The following is a 21,050-nucleotide window of genomic DNA, read 5'->3' on the forward strand; positions in this document are numbered from 1 at the left end:
CCGCCTGCTCGTCAGAAGAGCTTGCCCGGGTTGAGGATGCCCAGCGGGTCGAAGGCCGCCTTCACCGCCCGCTGCATCTCCACGCCCACCGGGCCCAGCTCGCGCGCCAGCCACTCCTTCTTGAGGACGCCGACGCCGTGCTCCCCGGTGATCGTGCCGCCGAGTTCCAGGCCGAGGGCCATGATCTCGTCGAAGGACTCGCGGGCCCGCCGGGCCTCGTCGGGGTCCTGGGCGTCGAAGCAGACCGTGGGGTGGGTGTTGCCGTCGCCCGCGTGGGCGCAGACCCCGATGGTCAGCCCGTACTTCTCGGCGATGCGCTCGACGCCCTCCAGCAGCTCGGCGAGCCGCGACCGGGGTACGCACACGTCGTCGATCATCGTCGTGCCCTTGACCGCCTCGAGCGCGACGAGGCACAACCGCCGCGCCTGGAGGAGCAGTTCGGACTCGGCGGCGTCGTCGGCGGGAACCACCTGCGTCGCCCCGGCCGCCTCGCAGACCGCGCCGACGGCGGCCAGGTCGGCGGCGGGGTCGTGGGTGTCGAAGGCGCACAGCAGCAGGGCCTCGGTGGTCTCCGGCAGCCCCATGTGCGCGAGATCGTTGACGGCCTTGACGGTCGTACGGTCCATCAGTTCGAGGAGGGACGGCACGTGACCGCCCTCCATGATCCGGCACACGGCGTCGCACGCTGCGGCGGCCGAGGGGAACTCGGCGGCCAGCACGAGCTGCTGGGGCGGCTGTGGCCTGAGGGCCAGCACCGCCCGTACGACGATGCCGAGGGAGCCCTCCGAGCCCACGAACAGCCGGGTGAGGTCGTACCCGGCGACGCCCTTCGCGGTGCGCCGCCCGGTGGACATGAGCCGCCCGTCGGCCAGCACGACGTCCAGGCCCAGGACGTACTCGGCGGTGACGCCGTACTTGACGCAGCACAGCCCGCCGGACGCGGTGCCGATGTTGCCGCCGATCGTGCACATCTCCCAGCTGGAGGGGTCCGGTGGGTAGTACAGGCCGTGTTCGTTGACGGCGCGGGAGAGCGTGGCGTTGACGACGCCGGGCTCGACGACGGCGATGCGGTCGACCGGGCTGATCTCCAGGATCCGGTCCATTTTCACCAGCGACAGCACGATGCAGCCCTCGGACGCGTTGGCCGCGCCCGACAGTCCGGTGCGGGCGCCCTGGGGGACCACCGGGACGCGCAGTTCGGTGGCGACGCGCATGACGTGCTGGACCTGTTCGACGGTGCGCGGCAGGACCACGACGGCCGGGGTGCCGGCCTCGCAGAAGCTCGCCATGTCGTTGGCGTAGGCGGCGGTGACGTCCGGATCGGTGAGCACGGCCTCGGCCGGCAACTCCGCGAGGAGCCGGTCCGTGAGGTTGCCCTGGGCTTCGTCGGGTGCGGCTTGGATACGGCTCATGATCACAGCGTCGCACCCGGGGCCATCGGTGTGAACCCCGTCCGCGCGGAGCTTTCGGTACGGGAATCAGGTCGTCGTACTGACGCACAGTGAGCGCCATGGAGATGGAGAAAATCCGTGCGCGTGTTCGTGGTCAGGTCCGAGGTCGTGTCCGTGGCCATGTCCGAGGTCGTGTCCGTGGTCATGTCCTCCCGCGCCCGTTGACCGCCGCACTCGCGGGGTGTGTGCTACTCGGCGGCGCCCTGATGCTGCTGCCCTCGGACCGTCCCGCCCCGGCTCCGGCGCCTGGTCCGGCGGCTCGTGCGGGACTGGCGGTGACCGCCGGAGCACCCGCCGTGCTGTCCGACCTGACGGCGTTCATCGGCGACCGTGAGGCGTTCGTACGCGCCCATGCGAGGGACGGGCAGGCCTGGGCGCAGCTCGGCTCGGCCTATGTGGAGCGCGGCCTGCGGGCGGCGGACACCGCGGACTTCCCGAGGGCGCAGCGGGCGCTGCGTACGTCGCTGAGGGTGCGCCCGGCGGACAACGCGGAGGGGCTCGGCGCCATGGCCGCGCTGGCGAACGCGCGCCGTGACTTCCCGGCCGCGCGGAAGTGGGGCGAGGCGGCGGTGCGGCAGGCGCCGAAGCGCTGGACGTCGTATCCGGCGCTGCTCGACGCGTACACGGGCCTCGGTGACTACAAGGCGGTGCGGCGGACGCTGGAGGACTTGCAGGGGCTGCGTTCCGGGGGCGCGGTACCGGCGGCGCTGGCGCGGGCGGCGGGCGTGTACCGGGACGAGGGCCGGCGCGAGGACGCGCAGGCGGCGCTCGCGGACGCGGTGGCGCGGGCCGAGACCCGGGCCGAGGAGGCCGAATGGCAGTGCCAGGAGGGCGAGTTGGCGTGGGAGCGGGGTGAACCGGCGGACGCGCTGCGGCACTTCACGGCGGCCCGGCGTCTCGATCCCGGGCTGGGTTCCGCGCGGGCGGGCGAGGGACGGGCGTTGGCCGCCCTGGGCCGGCAGGCGGAGGCCCTCGACGCCTACCGCGCGGCCCTCGCCCGCCAGCCGTCACCTCAACACGCCCTGGAACTAGGCGAATTGTACGAATTCCTGGGGCGGCCCGCAAAGGCGCAGACTCAGTACGCGGCGCTCCGGGCGCGCATCGTGAAGGAGCAGGTCGACGGTGTCGACGGGGAGTTGCTGCTCGGGCGGTTCGAGGCGGACCACGGGGACGCGGGGTCGGCCGTACGGCGGCTCACGGCGGAGTGGGCGCGGCAGCCGGGGCTCGAGGTCGCGGACGCGCTGGGGTGGGCGCTGCACCGGGCGGGCAAGGACGCGGAGGCGCTCAGCTGGGCGAGGCGGACGACCGACAAGGAGCACGGCGGCGAGGTGCGCAGCGCGCTGTACGCGTACCACCGGGGCATGATCGAGCAGGGGCTGGGGCTCACGGGGCCCGCGCGCCGGCATCTGGCGGAGGCGCTGCGGATCAACCCGTACTTCTCTCCGGCGGGGGCGCCGGCGGCGAAGGCGGCACTGTCGGAACTGGGCGAGCAGTGAGCCGGGCGAGCAGTGAGCTGGGCGAGCCGTAACGTCCGGCCCGCCCGGCCGACCACCGATTCCTGACTACAGGTTCCTGACTACAGGTTGCCGCGCTTGTCCTGCTCCCGTTCGATCGCCTCGAAGAGGGCCTTGAAGTTGCCCTTGCCGAAGCCCATCGAGCCGTGTCGTTCGATGATCTCGAAGAAGACGGTCGGCTTGTCCTGGACCGGCTTGGTGAAGATCTGGAGCAGATAGCCGTCCTCGTCGCGGTCGGCGAGGATCTTCAGCTCGCGGAGGGTCTCGATGGGGACGCGGGTGTCGCCGACCCACTCCCCCAGGGTGTCGTAGTACGAGTCGGGTGTGTCGAGGAACTGGACCCCGGCCGCCCGCATGGTCCGTACGGTCTCGACGATGTCGTTCGAGTTGAGCGCGATGTGCTGGACGCCCGCGCCGCCGTAGAACTCCAGGTACTCGTCGATCTGGGACTTCTTCTTGGCGAGGGCGGGCTCGTTGATCGGGAACTTGACCTTGAGGGTGCCGTCGGCGACGACCTTCGACATCAGCGCGCTGTACTCGGTGGCGATGTCGTCGCCCACGAACTCCTTCATGTTCGTGAAGCCCATGACCTTGTTGTAGAAGCCGACCCATTCGTTCATGTGGCCGAGCTCGACGTTGCCCACGCAGTGGTCGATCGCCTGGAAGGTGCGCCGGGCGGGCGGTTCGACGATCGGGGCCGCGGCGGCGAACCCCGGGAGGTACGGGCCGTCGTACCCCGAGCGCTCGACGAGGGTGTGCCGGGTCTCGCCGTACGTGGCGATCGCGGCGAGGACGACCGTGCCGTGCTCGTCCTTCAGCTCGTACGGCTCGGCCAGCGGGCGGGCGCCGTGCTCGACGGCGTACGCGAACGCGGCGCGGGCGTCCGGGACCTCGATGGCGAGGTCGACGACGCCGTCACCGTGCTCGGCCACATGCCCGGCCAGGAAGTGGCCCCAGGTGGTGGCGGGCTTGACGACCGAGGTGAACACGAACCGGGCGGAGCCGTTCTCCAGGACGTACGACGCCGTCTCGCGGCTGCCCGTCTCCGGCCCGGAGTAGGCGACGAGCCGCATGCCGAACGCCGTGGAGTAGTAGTGCGCCGCCTGCTTGGCGTTGCCCACGGCGAAGACGACCGCGTCCATTCCCTTGACCGGGAAGGAGTCTGCCTGCCGGGCGGTGTCGGGAGTGAGGTGTGTGGTCTGCGTCATAGCGGCAGCGTGACCCCGTCACGGCAAGGTGCGCAACAGTTTGCTCTGGTGCTGAACATTCTGCTCAGCTATAAGGGCAGACATACGGGCTTTCTGTACAGGATGACCACCCGGCTGGGGGCCTGCTGTGACGATCGACGAGCTGGACGGGCGGATCATCGTGCTGCTCGCGCGGGAGCCACGGATCGGCGTACTGGAGATGTCCCGGCGGCTGGGGGTGGCGCGGGGGACGGCGCAGGCGCGGCTGGACCGGCTTCAGTCGAATGGCGTCATCCGGGGATTCGGGCCGCAGGTGGACCCGGCGGCCCTCGGCTACCCGGTCACCGCGTTCGCGACTCTCCAGATCCGGCAGGGCCAAGGGCCGGACGTACGGGCCCACTTGGCGTCCGTACCGGAGGTGCTGGAACTGCACACGACCACCGGCAGCGGGGACATGCTGTGCCGGCTGGTGGCCCGCTCGAACGCCGATCTCCAGCGGGTGATCGACCGGGTGGTCGGATTTGATGGCATCGACCGGGCCGCCACGGCGATCGTCATGGAGAACCCCGTTCCGCTGCGGATCATCCCGCTCGTGGAACAGGCGGCCTCGGAGCACGGCGACTGAAGCGACTGAAGCGACTGAACCGATACGGGTGAACCGGGACGGGCTGGAGGGTGATGGCGGTGAGCTTCTGGGAGTACCTCGGAAACCGCCATCAGCAACTGCTCACGGACACGTTCCAGCACGCCAGTGCCGTCTTCCAGTGCATGGTCGTGGCGACGGTCGTCGGGGTGGCGCTCGGCGCCGTCACCTACCGGAGCGAGTGGGCGGCGAGTCTGGCGACCACGACGACGTCGACGATCCTGACGGTCCCCTCGCTGGCGATGATCGGCCTGCTCATCCCGGTCGTGGGCCTGGGCGTGGCCCCCACGGTCGTCGCCCTCACCCTCTACGGCCTCCTCCCGATCGTGCGCAACGCGATCGTGGGCCTGCGCGGCGTCGACCCCTCGCTGGTGGACGCGGCGAAGGGCATCGGCATGTCCCGGGCGGCACGGCTGGCCAGGGTGGAGCTGCCGCTGGCCTGGCCGCCGATCCTGACCGGTGTCCGGGTCTCGACCCAGATGCTGATGGGCATCGCGGCCATCGCCGCATACGCCTCGGGGCCGGGCCTCGGCAACGAGATCTTCCGGGGCATCGCCTCGCTGGGCAGCGAGAACGCCCTGAACCAGGTCCTCGCGGGCACGCTGGGGATCATCGTGCTCGCGCTGCTGTTCGACGCGGCGTATGTGGTTCTGGGCCGGCTGACGATTCCGAGGGGCATCCGTGTCTGAGACCAGCGCCCACAGCGCCACGATCGAGGTGGAGAACCTCACCAAGAGGTATCCGGGAAGCTCCGGGCCGTCCGTCGACAACGTCTCGATGGAGATCAAGGCGGGCGAGACCGTCGTCCTCGTCGGCCCGTCGGGCTGCGGGAAGTCGACGACCCTGAAGATGATCAACCGGCTGATCGAGCCGTCCGGCGGGCGCATCCGCATCGGCGGCGAGGACGTCACCGACATGGACCCGGTGAGGCTGCGCCGCCGGATCGGGTACGCGATCCAGTCGTCCGGTCTCTTCCCGCACATGACCGTCGCCCAGAACATCGCGCTCGTGCCGAGGATGACGGGCTGGCCGGCGGGGCGGATCAAGGCCCGGGTGGCGGAGATGCTCGACCTGGTCGGTCTCGACCCCGGCGAGTTCCATGACCGCTATCCGCGTCAGCTGTCCGGCGGCCAGCAGCAACGGGTGGGCGTGGCAAGGGCGTTGGCGGCCGATCCGCCGGTCCTGCTGATGGACGAGCCGTTCGGCGCGGTGGACCCGGTCACCCGGGAGCACCTCCAGGACGAGCTGATCCGGCTCCAGCGCGAGCTGCACAAGACGATCGTCTTCGTCACCCACGACTTCGACGAGGCGATCAAACTGGGCGACCGGATCGCGGTCCTGCGCGAGCGCTCGCACATCGCCCAGTTCGACACCCCCGAGGCGATCCTCACGCACCCCGCCGACGACTTCGTGTCCGGGTTCGTGGGCGCGGGGGCGGCACTGAAGCGGCTGAACCTCACGCGCGTACGGAACGTGGAGATCACCGACCGTCCGACGGTGACCGTCGGCGACCCGCTCCAGGAGGTCTTCAACAAGCTCCGGTCCAGCCGTACGAACGAGATCCTGCTGCTCGACAAGCGGCGCCGGCCCTACCGGTGGCTGCGGCGGGGCGACCTGATGCGGGCCCGGGGTTCGCTGGCGCGCGCCGGCACACCGGTGTCCGGCACGGTGACCCGGGACGCGACCCTGCGGGACGCGCTGGAGGCGGTGCTGACGGACCACGCGGGGCGGGTCGCGGTGACGGGGTGGCGGGGCGAGTACGAGGGCGTCGTCGACATGGAGACGCTGATGCACTCGGTGCGCGAACTCCTTCACGCCGACCGACTGGAGGCGGTCCGGGGCCGGCACGAGGTGGAGGCGGCGCGGACGGAACGGGAGAGGGACGAAGAGGTAGAGGCAGAGGGGGTGCGGGCGTGACCGCTACTACGGCGGATACCCGTACGGATACAGGCACGGGCACAGGCCCTTCGGTCCCTGCCGGCAAGGCCCCTGCAGCCACGCTGAGTTGGCAGCGGCTGACGCTCCTGCCCTGCGCCCTTCTCCTCGTGCTGCTCGTCACCTGGCTGTGGTTCCGGCAGGCCGATCTGGACGCGATCTCCGAGAACGCGCTGTCGAACGGGCAGGTGTCGAAGGCCCTGCGCCAGCATGTGGAGCTGACCGTGATCTCGACGTTCCTCGTGCTCGTCATCGCGATCCCGCTGGGCGTTCTGCTCACGCGCACGGCCTTCCGCCGGGCGGCCCCGGTGGCGATGGCGGTCGCCAACACGGGTCAGGCGACCCCGGCGATCGGTCTGCTGGCGCTGCTGGTGATCTGGCTGGGCATCGGCCGGAAGGCCGCACTGATCGGCATCGTGGCGTACGCGGTCCTGCCCGTCCTGTCGAACACGATCGCCGGCCTGAAGGCCAACGACCCGACGCTCCTGGAGGCCGCGCGGGGCATCGGCATGTCGTCGACGTGGGTGCTGGCCCGGGTCGAACTGCCGCTGGCGGTACCGCTGATCCTCGCGGGTGTGCGTACGGCGCTCGTGCTGAACGTGGGCACGGCGACGCTGGCCGCGTTCGGCGGGGGCGGTGGGCTGGGGGTGCTGATCACGACCGGGATCACCAGCCGCCGGTTGCCGGTGCTGATGCTGGGCTCGATCCTCACCGTCGTACTGGCGCTGCTGGTGGACTGGCTGGCCTCACTGGCCGAACTGCTGTTACGGCCACGAGGGTTGGAGGCGGGGACACGAGACGGCGCCGAGCCGACGGTGACGGCCGGAGGTTCGTGAAGTAGGAGCCGAACTTACAAAGGAGTGGTTGCAAAGAATCCCTTGCAACCATTCCTTTGCAACGCTACCTTTGGACACATGCCCGAGCAGCCCGAAGAACTCACACCGCACGTACTCGACGCCCGTTCACTGCGCGGTCTCGCCCATCCCCTGCGGATGCGGCTGTTGACCGCACTGCGGCGCGGCGGGCCCGCCACCGCCTCCCAACTGGCCGCGAAACTGGGCGAGTCGAGCGGCGCGACCAGCTACCACCTGCGCCAGCTGGCCACGCACGGCTTCGTCGAGGACGCGCCGGGGCACGGCAAGGGACGGGAGCGCTGGTGGAGGTCGGTCCACGAAGGTGTGCAGTTCGATGACGCCCTGCTCAAGGACCCCGACCCGGCTGTCCGTGGCGCCGCCGACCTGTTCATCCACGAGGTCGCGAACACGCACACCCGGGAGATCGCGACCTGGCTCGGCAACCCGAACGACTGGTCCGTCGCGTGGAAGCGCTCCTCGGACATGAGTGACATGACGCTACGGCTGACCCCCGAGAGCGCCCTCGAACTGATCCACCGCATGCACGAACTCGTCGACAGCTACCGCGCCCACGCCCCGGCCGAAGGCACCCCGGAAGCCGAGACGGTACGCGTCCACACCCACGTCTTCCCGACCCACACGATCTGAGAGGCGACGCCCCGATGAACCCCGAGACCTACCTCGCCCCGCACACCCTCCACGCCGCCGACCTCCGTGCCGAGGCCGACGCCCACCGCCTCGCCCAGTCCGCCAAGCGCCCCCCGAAGGACCTGCGCACCCGCGTCGGCTGGACCCTCGTAGAGGTCGGCCTGCGCCTGGCCTCCACACCGCCGAGGCCCCGGATCGCCTGAACCCCGGGCAAGAACGCGTGCCCCACCGCGTATCCGGGCGTATCCGGCGGAGCTAACAGCTCGGTACCTTGCCCCGCCCCGTCTCCAGCGCCACCAAGGCCTCGACCGTCCCCTTGAGCGACGTGACGGGAATCAACCGCAAGCCCTTCGGAAGCTCCGACTTCGCATCCGAGCACTCCGCACGGGGTACCAGGAAGACGGTCGCGCCGTCGCGACGCGCCGCCTGCGTCTTCAGGGCCACCCCGCCCACCGCGCCGACCGTGCCGTCCGCGTCGATCGTCCCCGTACCGGCGACGGTGCGACCGCCAGTCAGGTCGCCGCCCTTGCCGTCGCCGTCGAGTTTGTCGACGACGCCGAGGGAGAAGAGGAGCCCGGCGCTGGGGCCGCCGACATCGGCGAGCTTCAGGCTGACCTTGATCTTGCCGGAGCCCTCGTCCAGGTAGTTCAGGGCCGCCTCGGTCGCCGCGTCCTGCGACTTCCTCATCTCGGCCGCGTTGTGCTGCTCGATCTCCTTGGTGCTGTTCCCGCTCGGGTACACCGCGTCGCGCGGCATCACGGCCTGGTCGCTGCGGAACCAGCCGTCGAGTACGTCGCCGAGGGTCACGTGGGTGTCCGGGCCCGTCGCCTCGATGGTCGTCATCCGCAGCTCGCCGCGCGTCTTACGGGTCGTCGCGCCGGTGATCGTGATGATCGGGTCGCCCTTGTTGGCGCCGAGAACGTTCGCCGTCAGACCTGGCTGCGCCACGGCGAACGGCAACGGCGCGAACGCCGCCGTGGCGAGCAGCGCCACGACGGGCAGGGCACAGACGGCGACGGCCCGGGGGCGCGTGAGACGAGAGAGCACGAGGTCAATCTAACGCGGGGGCCGTTTTCGGCCGGGGGCGGCTTCCCCGCCCCTCGCCCGCAGAAGATCGCCGGAGCCCGCCTGAGCCCGCCTGAGCCCGCCGGGGCTCGCCTCTCAGCGCAGCGCCTCGGACACTTCCCGCGCCGCGTCCATCACCCGCGGCCCCACCCGCTCGGGCACCGCGTCCGCGAGCATCACGACCCCGACGCTTCCCTCGACCCCCGTCACGCCGATCAGCGGAGCCGCGGCCCCGCTCGCGCCGGCCTCCAACTCCCCGTGCGTGAGGGTGTATCCGGGCTCGACGGGGGGCTGTTGCCGGGCGGAGAGGATGGCCTTGCCGGCCGCGCCGCGCTCCAGGGGGTGCCGGAAACCGGCCCGGTACGCCACGTGATAGTCGGTCCAGCTCGGCTCGACGACGGCCACGGCGAGCGCCTCCGTCCCGTCGACCAGGGTCAGGTGGGCGGTCGCGCCTATGTCCTCGGCCAGCGATCTGAGCGCCGGCAGCGCGGCCTCCCGTACGAGGGGATGCACCTGCCGGCCGAGCCGCAGCACGCCCAGCCCCACGCGGGCCCGGCCGCCCACGTCACGGCGTACGAGCGCGTGCTGTTCCAGGGTCGCCAGCAGGCGGTACACGACGGTCCGGTTCACACCGAGCCGGGTCGACAGCTCGGTGACGGTCAGCCCGTGGTCGGTGTCGGCGAGCAGCTTGAGGACGCGCAGTCCCCGGTCGAGCGTCTGGGAGGTCTCCGCGGTCACGACGCCCACTCCTTCACGTGGTGAGTCGGCGACTCCCTGACGGCTGATGCGTCACCGGTCCCGTGGGCGACGCGCGTCAGAGGCGGCCGATCGGCGGCGGCCGGGGCTCTCCCGGACACGGTCGCTGCACGACTGCGCTCCGCGGCGGCGCTGCCACGGGGCGTGTACGTGTCGGGGACAGTAGCGAAGGGAGTTCGCTCAGCGGAAGGCTACGTCCAGAATCCGGTCACTCGACGGTACGGACTGCTGCGCTTCCTCCCGAAATGCACGGCGTGTGCACGACCGCACACGCCCCTCACCGGACGCGCCGGACAGCGGTGCGACGGTCACCGCATCCGGGTGGCCCACTCCTGCACCTTGGCGATGCGCTGTCGCAGCTGTCCCGCCGTCGCCTCCGCGCTCGGCGGCCCGCCGCAGGTGCGGCGCAGCTCGGTGTGGATCACCCCGTGCGGCTTGCCGGTCTGATGGACGTACGCGGCGACCATCGTGTTGAGCTGCTTGCGCAGCTCCAGCATCTCCTTGTGGGAGACCACGGGCCGCCGCTCGGCGGGCAGTTCGAGGAGATCGGCCTCGTCGTCGGGCTTCTTGCGGCTGTGCGCGATCTGCCGGGCCTGCCGCTTCTGCAGCAGCAACTGCACCTGGTCGGGTTCGAGCAGCCCCGGAATCCCGAGGTAGTCCTGCTCCTCCTCGCTGCCCGGGTGCGCCTGCATACCGAACTCGGCGCCGTCGTACAGCACCCGGTCGAAGACCGCGTCGGACTCCAGCGCCTCGAAGGAGAACTGCTCCTGCTCCCCGGTGTCCTCGTCCTCCTCCCGGTTCGCCTCCTCCATCTCCTTCTCGGATTCGGCGTACGGGTCCTCCTCGCCCTCCTTCTTGGGCTTGTCGAGGGCGTGGTCGCGCTCGACCTCCATCTCGTTGGCGAAGGTGAGGAGGTCGGGGACGGTCGGCAGGAAGACAGAGGCCGTCTCGCCGCGCCGCCTGGAGCGCACGAAGCGTCCGACGGCCTGGGCGAAGAAGAGGGGCGTGGAAATGGTGGTGGCGTAGACGCCGACCGCCAGCCGGGGCACGTCGACGCCCTCGGACACCATGCGGACGGCGACCATCCAGCGGGAGTCGTTGTTCGCGAACTCGTCGATGCGGTTGGAGGCGCCGGTGTCGTCGGAGAGGACGACGGTGGCCCGGGTGCCCGTGATGTCGCGGATCAGCTTGGCGTAGGCGCGGGCGGACTCCTGGTCGGTGGCGATGACGAGCGCCCCGGCGTCCGGGATGCCCTTGCGCACCTCGGTCAGCCGTTTGTCGGCGGCGCGCAGCACGCTGGGCATCCACTCGCCGCGCGGGTCGAGGGCGGTACGCCAGGCCTGCGAGACGGCGTCCTTGGTCATGGGCTCGCCGAGCCGGGCGGCGATCTCGTCGCCCGCCTTGGTCCGCCACCGCATCTGCCCGCTGTAGGAGAGGAAGATGACGGGCCGCACGACATGGTCGGCCAGCGCGTTCCCGTACCCGTAGGTGTAGTCGGCGGAGGAGCGCCGGATGCCGTCGTTCCCCTCCTCGTACGTCACGAAGGGGATGGGATTGGTGTCGGACCGGAAGGGCGTACCGGTGAGCGCCAGGCGCCGGGTGGCGGGCTCGAACGCCTCCAGACAGGCCTCACCCCAGGACTTCGAGTCTCCCGCGTGGTGGATCTCGTCGAGGATGACGAGGGTCTTGCGCTGTTCGCAGCGGTTGCGGTGCAGCATGGGCCGCACACCGACACCCGCGTACGTCACGGCGACGCCCTGGTACTCCTTGCTGAGCGGCCCCGCGCTGTACTCGGGGTCGAGCTTGATCCCTATCCGCGCCGCCGCCTCGGCCCACTGCTTCTTCAGATGCTCGGTGGGCGCGACCACGGTCACCTGCTGCACGACATGGTGGTGCAGCAGCCAGGAGGCGAGCGTCAGCGCGAACGTCGTCTTGCCGGCGCCGGGAGTGGCGACGGCGAGGAAGTCACGCGGCTGCTCCTTGAGATACCTCTCCATCGCCCCCTGCTGCCAGGCCCGCAGCTTGCTGGCGGTACCCCAGGGGGCGCGGCCGGGGAAGGCGGGCGAGAGGTGGTGGTTCGTGGCGGCACTGGCGGCGGTGGTAGTCACGGTCTCCGGGGGTGATCGGTCGGGCGGCTCTGCGGCGGCCGTAGCCACAGCGACGGCTGGGGCTACGTATGACAACCGGGCCACCCTACCGGCGGCCCGGTCGTGTCAACGTGCGTACGACGCGGGGTGACCCGGGGATGGGACTCAGCTCACACCGACGGCTCGGCCAGGTCCCGCAGCACCTCGGAGATGGCCTTGACCTCGTCCACGCTGCCGGAGGCCACCGCGATCACCAGACGTTCGGCGGTATCGATGTCCGGCCGCAGCTGAACGTCGTTCAGCGCCAGAAAGACGACGCAGGAGGTCCACGCGGTGCGCTTGTTGCCGTCGACGAAGGGGCGGTTGACAGCGAGCGACTGCAAGAGGGCCGCCGCTTTATCGAACAGGTCGGAGTACGCCTCCTGCCCGAACATCGAAGCCGAGGGACGATGCACGGCCGACTCGAGCAGACCGGCGTCACGAACGACAACTTGCTGATCGTCGACAGCGAGTCCGGCGATGTCCAGAACGTCCTCGGCCGACAGATAGATGTACGTCACTTGAGCCGCTCCAACAGTTCGGCCCACTTGACGGTCTGCTCCTTGGCGGCCTTACGGACCAGCGCCTCGTGAGCCGTCCTGGAGAGGTAGTCGTCCACAGCCTTCAGCAATATGGCGTGCATACTCGTGCCCTCCTCCTCGGCGCGCAGCTTCAGAGCTTCCGTCTGGTCGTCGCGAAGACGCAGGTTCATAGCCATACCAAAACGGTACCACCCGCCGGGGTCAGATTGGTACCACTCAGGGGTGAGCGGCCCGCACCCGCGTAGTAACCCAAGCCCCCACCAACGCCACCCCCGCCATAGGCAGAAACACCGCGGCGAAGGCGCCGGGATGGGAGCCGCCGCCCGACACGGCGGAGGCATGGGCGACCGTCCCCCCGCCCAACGCGGCGAACGCCGCACCCCCGCCGGCCAGCAGCACCACATTGGACAGCGCGTCGGAGATCTGCAGGGCGGCGGAGTTGGTGCCGGCCTCCTCCGGGGCGGAGAGATGAAGCAGCAGCACGCTGGTGCTGGAGATGACCAGCCCCATCCCGAAGCACCCGAACGCCCACACCACCGCGAGGGTCCACACCGGCACGGCGTCGATCAGCACGGCGGGCGCCGCGGCGATGGAGAGGGCGACCACCACCATCCCGAACGTCATCATCCGCTCCCGGTACGGCTCCATCCGCGCCCGCGCCTGCACGGACGACCCCAGCGCCCACGTCACCCCGCCGGCCGCGAGCGAGAACCCGGCCATCGTCGGCGACAGCCCCCGCTGCGTGACGAGCATCAGCGGTACGAAGGACTCGGCGGCGATGAACGAGCCCGCGGCGACCCCGCGCAACAGGACGACGGACGGCAGCCCGCGCGCGGCCCGATAGGTCCCCCGGGGCAGCAGCCCGCGTACGGCGGGCACGAGCAGCGCGACGCCCAGCAGCCCGGGAACGGCCGAGACCCACCGCAGATCCTGGGCGGCGTACTGAAGCAGCCCGGCCCCGAGCGAAATCCCCAGGGCGAGCCGAATACGACGCCGGCCCCCCTCCACGTCCCGCTCCCCCTCCTTCACGGCCCCGCCGGCCAGCCGCCGGATCTGAGGCAGCGCGAGGGCGACCGGAAAGACGACGAGCACGGGTATCCCGACGAACACCCACCGCCAGCCGAGCTGCTCGGTGACGGCACCCGCGGCGAGCGGCCCGACCACCGAGGGCACCACCCAACTGGCGGCGAACGCGGCCATGATGGCGGCCCGCAACCGCTCGGGATAGGCCCGCCCCACCACGACGTACAGGGCGACGATCACCAGCCCGCCCCCCAGCCCCTGCACGGCCCGCCCGGCGATGAACAGCCACATGACCCCGGCGGTCCCGGACAACAGCAACCCGGCGGCGAAGGCGGCGATCCCGGTGGTCAGCGCCCCCAGCGGCCCCTTGCGGTCGGACCACTGCCCGGCGAGCACCATGCCGAAGAGGCTGGTGGTGAAGTACCCGGAGAAGGCGAACGCGTACAGCGACACCCCGTCCAGTTCCCGCGCCGCCACCGGCATGGCCGTCCCCACGGCGGTCGCCTCGAAGGCGATCAGCAGCACGACGGACACGATCCCGACACTGAGAGCCCGATAGGAACGCCCCAGAACCCCTTCACCGGTTACGGCGGCCAGAGGGTTTTCCGGAGGGGTTTCCGCTTCGGCGGCGACGCCTGTGTCGCCCGGTTCCAGGGTGGTCATGCAGGCCAGCGTAAGGGCCAACCCCGACCTTGACCCCTGTCGGAGGGAGGGCCCGTCCCGGGACCTTGGTCCTACGCCCCCCGGCCGCCGCCCTCTCCCCCTCCTCCCTCCCTCTCTCCCCCAGCCCATTCATGAACGGCGTGTGGCAGTCCCGTTGCAGCGCGCCCGGTTCCCTTGTTCCCCCGCGCTCCCCGCCCCTACGGTCAAGTCACCAAGTTCGGAACGGACAAGGGACCGACAAACCCTCTCCGCTCCCAACACGGCCGTGTGCCCGAGTGGTTCAGGGATTCGCCTGCAAAGCGAATTACGCGGGTTCGATTCCCGCCACGGCCTCCGAAACGGCACTTCTGGTTGTTCCGCTCTCCAAGCCCAGCCGAAGGCAGAAGTGAAGACAAAGGCGAAGGCGAAGGCGACTACGCGGACGGCCGGTCGATCGTCTTCGCCCGCCGCAACAGCCACAGTGTGAAGGCGAGGGTCGAGACGTCCGTGCTCAGAGGGCGGAGGGTGGCCCTGGGCTCGTTCCAGGTGAGGACCGTGCCCGTTCTGCCGTCCAGGACCAGGCTGTTGCTCTCCGAAAGGTGACCCAGGCGGATCAAGTCGCCCGCACCTTGCGGGAGTTCGGCCCATGGCTGCTCGTCCGCGCAGTACTCCGCGAGGGTCGGCAGCGGTATGTCGGTATCCAGGTGGAAGTGGACACCGTCCTCCGGGAGTCCCGTGCCGCTCAGGAAGCGGCGCGTCGGCTCGTGGGTGAGCGAGGTCGGGAAGTCGACGTCCTCGAAGCGCGCCACCTTGTTGTGGCCGAAATCCTGCTCGAGAAGCCGGGCGGGCAGGTCGAGGGCGAGGCCCGACTCCGCGCCGGGAACGGCGAACCTGGCCAGCGGGCGGATCAGGGCGGCCATCTTCCAGTACGGCAGCACGTCACCGCTGGTGCCCTGCGCGAACACCGCCAGCAGGTACCGGGAGGTCTCCGTCGGCGTCGGTGGAGCGAACCGGCCGGCCACGAAAGCCAGTTGGCCTCGCGCGGCAGCCATCTCCTCCGTCACCGCCGCGAACCGCAGCAGCGCCTCCAGCGAGGAGACCGGCGGACGCCGCTCCATCGGGGCGAGGCCGGTGGGCGAGAGGTACCGCGTGGGCGTCTCTACCGTCGCGCTCGCCACCGTCCGCAGGGCCCCGGCACGCAGCGCGCCGTACCTCAACCGGCCCCTGCGGGACGGCAGTCCCACGCGTGTCAGCGATGCACTCCTGGTCGGTGTGATCGTCGTGCTCATGATGTCCCCCGCGCATGGTTGTTCACGGTCCCCCGGACGCGACGTCGAAGACGTCCACTGCCCGGCAGGCCCTCCCACTGCCCAGAACACTACGCGGCACCACTGACAACGGCCTCTGACCTGGGGCGAAACCCAAGATGCCCGACCGCACTCAGCCGAAGTACACGCCACCCACGACGACCACGACCGCCGCCACGACGAACAGCAGCACCCACGCCAGAATCTTGCCGGGCGTCGGCCCGGGCTCGTAGCGCGGCTCCTCCACAGCGGGAGCCAGATTCCCTTCCGGGCTCGGGTTCGTCATGGCGTCGTCACCACCGCCGCCTGCGGGCGGATCGGGAGCCGGTTCACCGGGCGGCCCGTCGCCGCGCGTACCGCCGAGGCGATGGCGGCCGGTGACGTCACCACCGGTACCGCGCTCGCCGCCTTCGCGCCGAACGGGGCGACCACGTCCCGTTCCTCGACCAGCTTGACGATGCGGATGTCCGGGGCGTCCAGGGCGGTGGGGAGGGCGTAGCCCGTGAGGTCGGGGTGGCGGATCAGCCCGCGCGCGGAGCGCAGGTTCTCCGTGAGCGCGATGCCGACGCCCTGGGTGACGCCCGCCTCGATCCGGGCCGCCAGCTGGGCCGGGTTGAGGACTCGGCCGACGTCCTGGGCGAGCGCCACCTCCACCACGCGTACCGAACCCAGTTCGATGTCGACGTCCACCACCGCGCGGATCGCGCAGAAGGCGAGGCCCACGAAGGCGTCGCCCTGGCCCGCCTCGTCGAGGGGTTCCGTCGGGTGGGGGCGGCACTGGGCCGTGGCCCACAGTTCCTTGCCGTCCATCGCCTCCGTCACCGTGGTCGACAGGACACCGTCGTACGAGGTGATCTTGCCGTCGATGATCTGGAGCAGCTCCGTGGACATGCCGAACTTGTGTGCCAGGGGCTGGAGGAGCTGGGTGCGGACCATCTTCGCGGCCCGCTCCACCGCGCCGCCCGACACCCAGGTGTGGCGGCCTCGGGCGCCCGGGCCGGCCGGGGGCTGGTCGGTGTCGACGGGGGCCACGTGGACCTCGTCGATGCCCAGCGTCTCCTGGACGATCTGGCGGGCCAGGGTGGTGAAGCCCTGGCCTGTTTCCACCGCCGCGCACAGGACCGTGGCGATGCCGTCGTGGACCTTGACGGTGGCCGTCGAGACCTCGTCCGCGCCCTCGGCGCCGAGCATGTGGACCATGCCCAGGCCGTAGCCGACGCCACGGCGGACAGCGCCCGGTTCACCGGCGCCCTCGGGGCCGCCGGGAAGCAGCCACTCGTCCTCGGGAGTGTCCTTGGGGAGCGCCGGGAGCGGGAAGTCGCGTACCGCCTGGAGGAGTTCGGCGACCGGCGCCGGGCAGGTGACGGACTGGCCGGTGGGCAGTACGTCACCGGTGGCCATCGCGTTGCGCAGGCGCAGCTCGGCCGGGTCGACGCCCAGTTTCTTCGCGAGCTTGTCCATCTGGGCCTCGTAGGCCGCGCAGACCTGCATCGCGCCCTCGCCGCGCACATGGCCGGAGGGGGGGTTGTTGGTGCGGACGGCCCAGCCCTCGATGAAGGCGTTGGGGACGACGTACGGGCCGCAGGCGAAGGAGACGGCCGCCGCGAGGGTCTCCCCCGAGGTGTCCGCGTACGCGCCCGCGTCGAGCAGGATCTGCGCCTCGACCTTCACCAGCTTGCCGTCGGTGTCCGCGTGGTGGCGGTAGCGCAGGAGGGTGGGATGTCTGTGGACGTGGCCGAGGAAGGACTCCTCGCGGGTCGCCGTCAGCTTCACCGGGCAGCCGGTCTTCAGCGCCAGCAGGCCCAGCGGGAGCTGGAAGCCCTGGTCCTCGCGGTCGGCGGTGGCGCCGGGGACTCCGGTGACGACCACTTTCACCCGCTCCGGCTCCAGGCCGTAACAGGCGGCGGCGGCGTCGCGGTCGGCGTGCGGGTCGGTGGAGGCGACATACAGCTCCACGCCGCCGTCGGGGCGCGGTACCGCGAGGCCCGCCTCGGCGCCGATGGGGGCCGGGTCCTGGCGGCCGATGCGGTAGAGGCCCTCCACGACGATCTCGCCGAGCGCGTCCGGGTCGCCGTGGCGCAGCGGGATGTGCCGGATCAGGTTGCCGTCGGGGTGCAGTGCTTCGGCCTCGAAGGCCTGCTCGGGGTCGGTCACCGGGTCGAGCACCTCGTACTCGACGATGATGGCGGCGGCCGCCATCCGCGCGGTGTCCGGGTGGTCGGCGGCGACGGCGGCGATGGGTTCCCCGTGGTGGCGCACGACCTCTGAGGCGAACATCGGGCGGTCGGCTCTGCCGCGGCCGTGCAGTTCGGTCCCCGGCACATCCTCATGCGTGACGACGGCCCGTACGCCGGGCATCTCGCGCGCGTGGGCGGTGTCGATGGAGACGATGCGCGCGTGCGGGTGCGGTGAGCGCAGGACGGCGGCCCACAGCAGGCCCTCGGCCCACAGGTCGGCCGCGTACGGGAACGTGCCCTCCGTCTTCGCGCGCGCGTCGGCGGTCGGCAGCGACACGCCGAGGCCGTGCGGGAGCGCCTCCGCGTCGGGGGCGACTTCCGCGGTGGTGGTCGCGGTGGCTGCTTCGTTGCTCACGTCTGGCCTCCGTCCTGGCCGTGAGTCTGGTCATACGCGTGCGAGTCGTGGTTGCGGGCGGGCTCGAAGCCCGGGGCGTCGAACGCGGAGGGGTGGACGCCGCCTCCGCCCGGTCCGGCCTGGTGCGGGATGCGTGCCTCGCCGTCCTCCCCGTCGGCGTCGGCGGCGTGCGCCTCGCGTCCGGCGACGACCTCGCGGACCGCTTCCAGGACGCCCCGGTATCCGGAGCAGCGGCACAGGTTGCCGCACAGGGCCTGGCGCGTCTCCAGTTCGGTCGGGGCGGGGTTGCCCTCCAGCAGGTCGTGCACGGTCATCGCCATCCCGGGGATGCAGAAACCGCACTGCACGGCACCGCACTTGGCGAGCGCCCGCTGGACGTCCGAGGGCTGTCCGTCGGTGGCGAGGCCCTCGACGGTGCGCACCTCGCTGCCGGCGGCGGTGACCGCGGGGACCAGGCAGGAGGCGACGAGCCGTCCGTCCACCTGGACGTTGCAGGCCCCGCACTCGCCCTGGGAGCAGCCGTCCTTGGCACCGGCGAGGCCGAGGCGCTCGCGCAGTACGTAGAGCAGCGACTCGCCGATCCAGGCGTCGGTGACGGGCCGGTCGGAGCTGTTGACGCGCAGCACGTAGGAGGCGAGGGGGTGTTCCTCGCCGAGCGGGCCGGGCGTGTCGTCGGCCGCCTCGGGCTCCCCGACCGGCTCAGCGACGGGCTCCTCGGCGGTCGCGATGGCACCGGATGCCTCACCGGCCGCGTCCGGCTCGCCCTCCACGGGCTGCTCAGCGGCCTCCGGCGCGGTTTCCGGACCGGAGGTCGGGTCGGGCTCCGTGGCGGCCTCTGCGGGGCCGTCAGGGGCCTCGGCGGGGTCGTGGACGACCGGGGCGGGGCCTTGATCCTCGTCGGCGACCGGAAGACGGGTTTCGGTGACGGAGTGACCGGAGACGTCGGCCGGGTGACCGGTCTCGTCGGCCGCGTGACCGGCGCCGCCCGTTTCGTGCGCGATTTCGGGCGCGTACGCCGTTCCCGCGCCCATCGTCCCGTCGGACTCCGGCTCCTGCTCGGGTGCGGGCGCCCAGGCCTGGCCGGCCCCCTCCGTCGCCCAGGGGGCGGGCGCGCCGCCGGGGAGCGTGGCGGGCGGCGTGCCGCCCCACTGCTCGACCAGCGCCGAGGTACTGAACTCGCCCGATTCGTCCGGAAGGTCACCCCCGGCGACGGGGATCCGCCACTCGCCGGTCACCTCGCGGCCCGCGACACCGGGACCGGCGGCCTCGGGCCCACCGGTTCCCTGCTCGAAGGCCCACTGGCCGGTGGAGCTCTGGTCGTAGCTGAACGCGTCGTGCCGCGCGGCCTCCTGGAGCACGGCGTTCGGGTCCGGCCACTGGGCACCCTCGGGGTGCGGCGCCCAGGCGCCCGGGGTGCCGTCCTCGGTACCGGCGCCCGGCGCTGCCTCTATCCGTGGGGGCACGTACCCGTGGCCGGGCGCGGCCAGCGGACTGTCCACGGAGGTCAGGAGCGCGTCGATGCCCCCTTCGGGGAGCTTCACGAAGGCGGTGGCACCGTCGTCGTAGTCACCCTGGGGCAGCGGGTCCCAGCGGCCCCCGCCCCGGGGCGCGCCGTCTTCTGGCCGCCCCGATCGCTGCCCTCCGCGCGGGTCTTCGTAGTGGTCCTCGCCGTACTGGTCGTCGGTCACGACAGGGCCCTCCCCAGTGCTCGCCGGGCCAGCGCGGCGACAGTGCGCCGCAGATGCATCACAGCGGGCGGAAGCGGTGGTACGGAGCCGTCCTCGGCCGGGGCCGGGTCGGGAATGCAGGCAGCCGCGACGTACTCGCCGAAGGCACCCAGTGCCTCCGGGACGATCGTGCGGTTGTTGTCCCAGTCGATGAGCCGGGCGACCCACTGCTCGGCGTCCAGGGGGCGCAGCGGCATCGGCGCTATGGCGCCCACGGCGCACCTGACTCCGCGCCGGGCGGGGTCGAGGACGAGCGCGACGGACGCGAGGGCGCGCCCGGGACCGGTGCGCCCGGTCGCCTTCAGGAAGACCTGGGGGGCGTGCAGCAGGGGCACGCGCACGAAACCGATGAGTTCACCGGCGCGCAGCATTTCCACCCCGGCCAGCAGGTGCGACACGGGGATCTCGCGGCGGGCGCCGCCGGCGCCCGCGATGATGAGCGTCGCCTCCAGGGCGGCCAGCACGGGAAGCGCGTCCCCCGTGGGGGCGGCCGTGGCGATGTTGCCGCCCAGGGTGCCCGCGTTGCGGATCTGCGGGGGGCCCGCGGCACGCGCGGAGGCGGCCAGGGCCGGGATCAGGGCGGCGAAGTCGGGTCGGCCCATCCGCGCGTGGGTGAGGCCGGCGCCGAGCAGGGCGTGGCCGTCCTGGTACTGCCAGCCGCGGATCTCGCTGATCCGACCGAGGCCGACGAGTGCGGCGGGTCTGAGCTGCCCCGAGTTGACGGTGGCCATGAGGTCGGTGCCGCCCGCCACGGGGACGGCGGCCGGCATGGCGGCGAGTGCCGCGACGGCCTCGTCCAGCGTGGAGGGCAGCGTCACGGCCTGCGCCGCCTGCGGTGCGTGCGTGGTCAAACCGGCTGCCCCTTCCCGCTGCCCCACCTGGTCCCGCCTGTGCTGCCGTACGGTACGTGCTGACAGGGCGGACGTGGCAACTCTGGCACATTCTCGCGAGACCCGAACGCCGGGGTCCGCTAGGAGGCATTCGCACCTCTCATCGGCGAGATGGTCCGTTTTGATACGACATCTCCGAGCGATCCCG

General features: G+C 71.5%; 20 protein-coding genes and 1 tRNA gene. 8 read left to right on the forward strand and 13 right to left on the reverse strand.

Annotation, left to right across the window (positions count from 1 at the left end; translation table 11 throughout):
* Positions 1-11 precede the first annotated feature (11 nt).
* Positions 12-1,418 (reverse strand): FAD-binding oxidoreductase, encoded by a 1,407-nt coding sequence (locus tag ADL01_RS10150; RefSeq protein ID WP_053741596.1) that lies wholly within the window; start codon positions 1,416-1,418, stop codon positions 12-14.
* A gap of 92 nt (positions 1,419-1,510) precedes the next feature.
* Here ADL01_RS10150 and ADL01_RS10155 point away from each other — a divergent pair, with 92 nt between their 5' ends.
* Positions 1,511-2,947: a tetratricopeptide repeat protein gene (locus ADL01_RS10155; protein WP_053741597.1), complete on the forward strand. Its 1,437-nt coding sequence runs from the start codon at positions 1,511-1,513 to the stop codon at positions 2,945-2,947.
* Positions 2,948-3,027: 80 nt separating this feature from the next.
* On the opposite strand, the gene hppD is transcribed toward ADL01_RS10155, so the two are convergent.
* On the reverse strand, positions 3,028-4,173 hold the full coding sequence (gene hppD, locus ADL01_RS10160; protein WP_053741598.1) for a 4-hydroxyphenylpyruvate dioxygenase: 1,146 nt from the start codon (positions 4,171-4,173) through the stop codon (positions 3,028-3,030).
* Positions 4,174-4,300: 127 nt separating this feature from the next.
* Here hppD and ADL01_RS10165 point away from each other — a divergent pair, with 127 nt between their 5' ends.
* The 6 genes from ADL01_RS10165 to ADL01_RS10190 all read left to right on the forward strand — a co-directional run bounded on the left by ADL01_RS10165 (position 4,301) and on the right by ADL01_RS10190 (position 8,435).
* Complete coding sequence (locus ADL01_RS10165; protein ID WP_053741599.1) at positions 4,301-4,777, forward strand: Lrp/AsnC family transcriptional regulator; 477 nt, start codon at positions 4,301-4,303, stop codon at positions 4,775-4,777.
* Between the two features lie 59 nt (positions 4,778-4,836).
* The gene (locus ADL01_RS10170) at positions 4,837-5,484 is read left to right on the forward strand and encodes an ABC transporter permease (RefSeq protein ID WP_053741647.1); all 648 of its coding nucleotides are present in this window, start codon (positions 4,837-4,839) and stop codon (positions 5,482-5,484) included.
* The gene (locus ADL01_RS10175; RefSeq protein ID WP_053741600.1) at positions 5,477-6,712 is read left to right on the forward strand and encodes an ABC transporter ATP-binding protein; all 1,236 of its coding nucleotides are present in this window, start codon (positions 5,477-5,479) and stop codon (positions 6,710-6,712) included. Before ADL01_RS10170 ends, ADL01_RS10175 begins: the two co-directional genes overlap by 8 nt.
* Complete coding sequence (locus tag ADL01_RS10180; protein WP_053741601.1) at positions 6,709-7,566, forward strand: ABC transporter permease; 858 nt, start codon at positions 6,709-6,711, stop codon at positions 7,564-7,566. The genes ADL01_RS10175 and ADL01_RS10180 overlap by 4 nt, the downstream gene beginning before the upstream one ends.
* Before the next feature lie 78 nt (positions 7,567-7,644).
* Positions 7,645-8,232: a winged helix-turn-helix domain-containing protein gene (locus tag ADL01_RS10185; RefSeq protein ID WP_053741602.1), complete on the forward strand. Its 588-nt coding sequence runs from the start codon at positions 7,645-7,647 to the stop codon at positions 8,230-8,232.
* A gap of 14 nt (positions 8,233-8,246) precedes the next feature.
* Positions 8,247-8,435, forward strand: a complete 189-nt coding sequence (locus ADL01_RS10190; RefSeq protein ID WP_053741603.1) for a hypothetical protein — start codon at positions 8,247-8,249, stop codon at positions 8,433-8,435.
* 52 nt (positions 8,436-8,487) lie between these two features.
* On the opposite strand, the gene ADL01_RS10195 is transcribed toward ADL01_RS10190, so the two are convergent.
* From ADL01_RS10195 to ADL01_RS10220, 6 genes are all read right to left on the reverse strand, one after another.
* Positions 8,488-9,279, reverse strand: coding sequence for a S16 family serine protease (locus tag ADL01_RS10195; RefSeq protein ID WP_053741604.1), 792 nt, complete (start codon positions 9,277-9,279; stop codon positions 8,488-8,490).
* A gap of 114 nt (positions 9,280-9,393) precedes the next feature.
* Complete coding sequence (locus ADL01_RS10200) at positions 9,394-10,035, reverse strand: IclR family transcriptional regulator (RefSeq protein ID WP_053741605.1); 642 nt, start codon at positions 10,033-10,035, stop codon at positions 9,394-9,396.
* A gap of 326 nt (positions 10,036-10,361) precedes the next feature.
* Entirely contained in the window at positions 10,362-12,161 is a 1,800-nt protein-coding gene (locus ADL01_RS10205; protein WP_053741606.1) for a DEAD/DEAH box helicase, read from the reverse strand.
* Between the two features lie 149 nt (positions 12,162-12,310).
* Positions 12,311-12,700 carry a type II toxin-antitoxin system death-on-curing family toxin gene (locus tag ADL01_RS10210; protein ID WP_053741607.1) on the reverse strand — a complete coding sequence of 130 codons (390 nt, stop codon included), beginning with the start codon at positions 12,698-12,700 and terminating at the stop codon, positions 12,311-12,313.
* Positions 12,697-12,897 (reverse strand): CopG family transcriptional regulator, encoded by a 201-nt coding sequence (locus ADL01_RS10215; protein ID WP_053741608.1) that lies wholly within the window; start codon positions 12,895-12,897, stop codon positions 12,697-12,699. The genes ADL01_RS10210 and ADL01_RS10215 overlap by 4 nt, the downstream gene beginning before the upstream one ends.
* 40 nt (positions 12,898-12,937) lie before the next feature.
* Positions 12,938-14,407, reverse strand: coding sequence for an MFS transporter (locus tag ADL01_RS10220; RefSeq protein WP_053741648.1), 1,470 nt, complete (start codon positions 14,405-14,407; stop codon positions 12,938-12,940).
* A 261-nt stretch (positions 14,408-14,668) separates the two neighbouring features.
* Between ADL01_RS10220 and ADL01_RS10225 the strand changes: the two genes are divergently transcribed.
* Positions 14,669-14,740, forward strand: a tRNA-Cys gene (locus ADL01_RS10225).
* An 80-nt stretch (positions 14,741-14,820) separates the two neighbouring features.
* Here ADL01_RS10225 and ADL01_RS10230 read toward each other — a convergent pair.
* The 5 genes from ADL01_RS10230 to ADL01_RS10245 form a co-directional block, all read right to left on the reverse strand.
* Complete coding sequence (locus ADL01_RS10230) at positions 14,821-15,675, reverse strand: SUKH-4 family immunity protein (protein WP_078960427.1); 855 nt, start codon at positions 15,673-15,675, stop codon at positions 14,821-14,823.
* Positions 15,676-15,826: 151 nt separating this feature from the next.
* Positions 15,827-15,979, reverse strand: coding sequence for a hypothetical protein (locus ADL01_RS44615; RefSeq protein ID WP_159049489.1), 153 nt, complete (start codon positions 15,977-15,979; stop codon positions 15,827-15,829).
* Positions 15,976-18,285, reverse strand: a complete 2,310-nt coding sequence (locus ADL01_RS10235) for a xanthine dehydrogenase family protein molybdopterin-binding subunit (RefSeq protein ID WP_053741610.1) — start codon at positions 18,283-18,285, stop codon at positions 15,976-15,978. Before ADL01_RS10235 ends, ADL01_RS44615 begins: the two co-directional genes overlap by 4 nt.
* Positions 18,282-19,973: a 2Fe-2S iron-sulfur cluster-binding protein gene (locus ADL01_RS10240; protein WP_063783495.1), complete on the reverse strand. Its 1,692-nt coding sequence runs from the start codon at positions 19,971-19,973 to the stop codon at positions 18,282-18,284. Before ADL01_RS10240 ends, ADL01_RS10235 begins: the two co-directional genes overlap by 4 nt.
* Positions 19,970-20,863 (reverse strand): FAD binding domain-containing protein, encoded by an 894-nt coding sequence (locus ADL01_RS10245; protein WP_053741611.1) that lies wholly within the window; start codon positions 20,861-20,863, stop codon positions 19,970-19,972. Before ADL01_RS10245 ends, ADL01_RS10240 begins: the two co-directional genes overlap by 4 nt.
* Positions 20,864-21,050: the final 187 nt, after the last annotated feature.

It is taken from the genome of Streptomyces sp. NRRL WC-3618 (assembly GCF_001280005.1).
Lineage (GTDB): Bacteria > Actinomycetota > Actinomycetes > Streptomycetales > Streptomycetaceae > Streptomyces.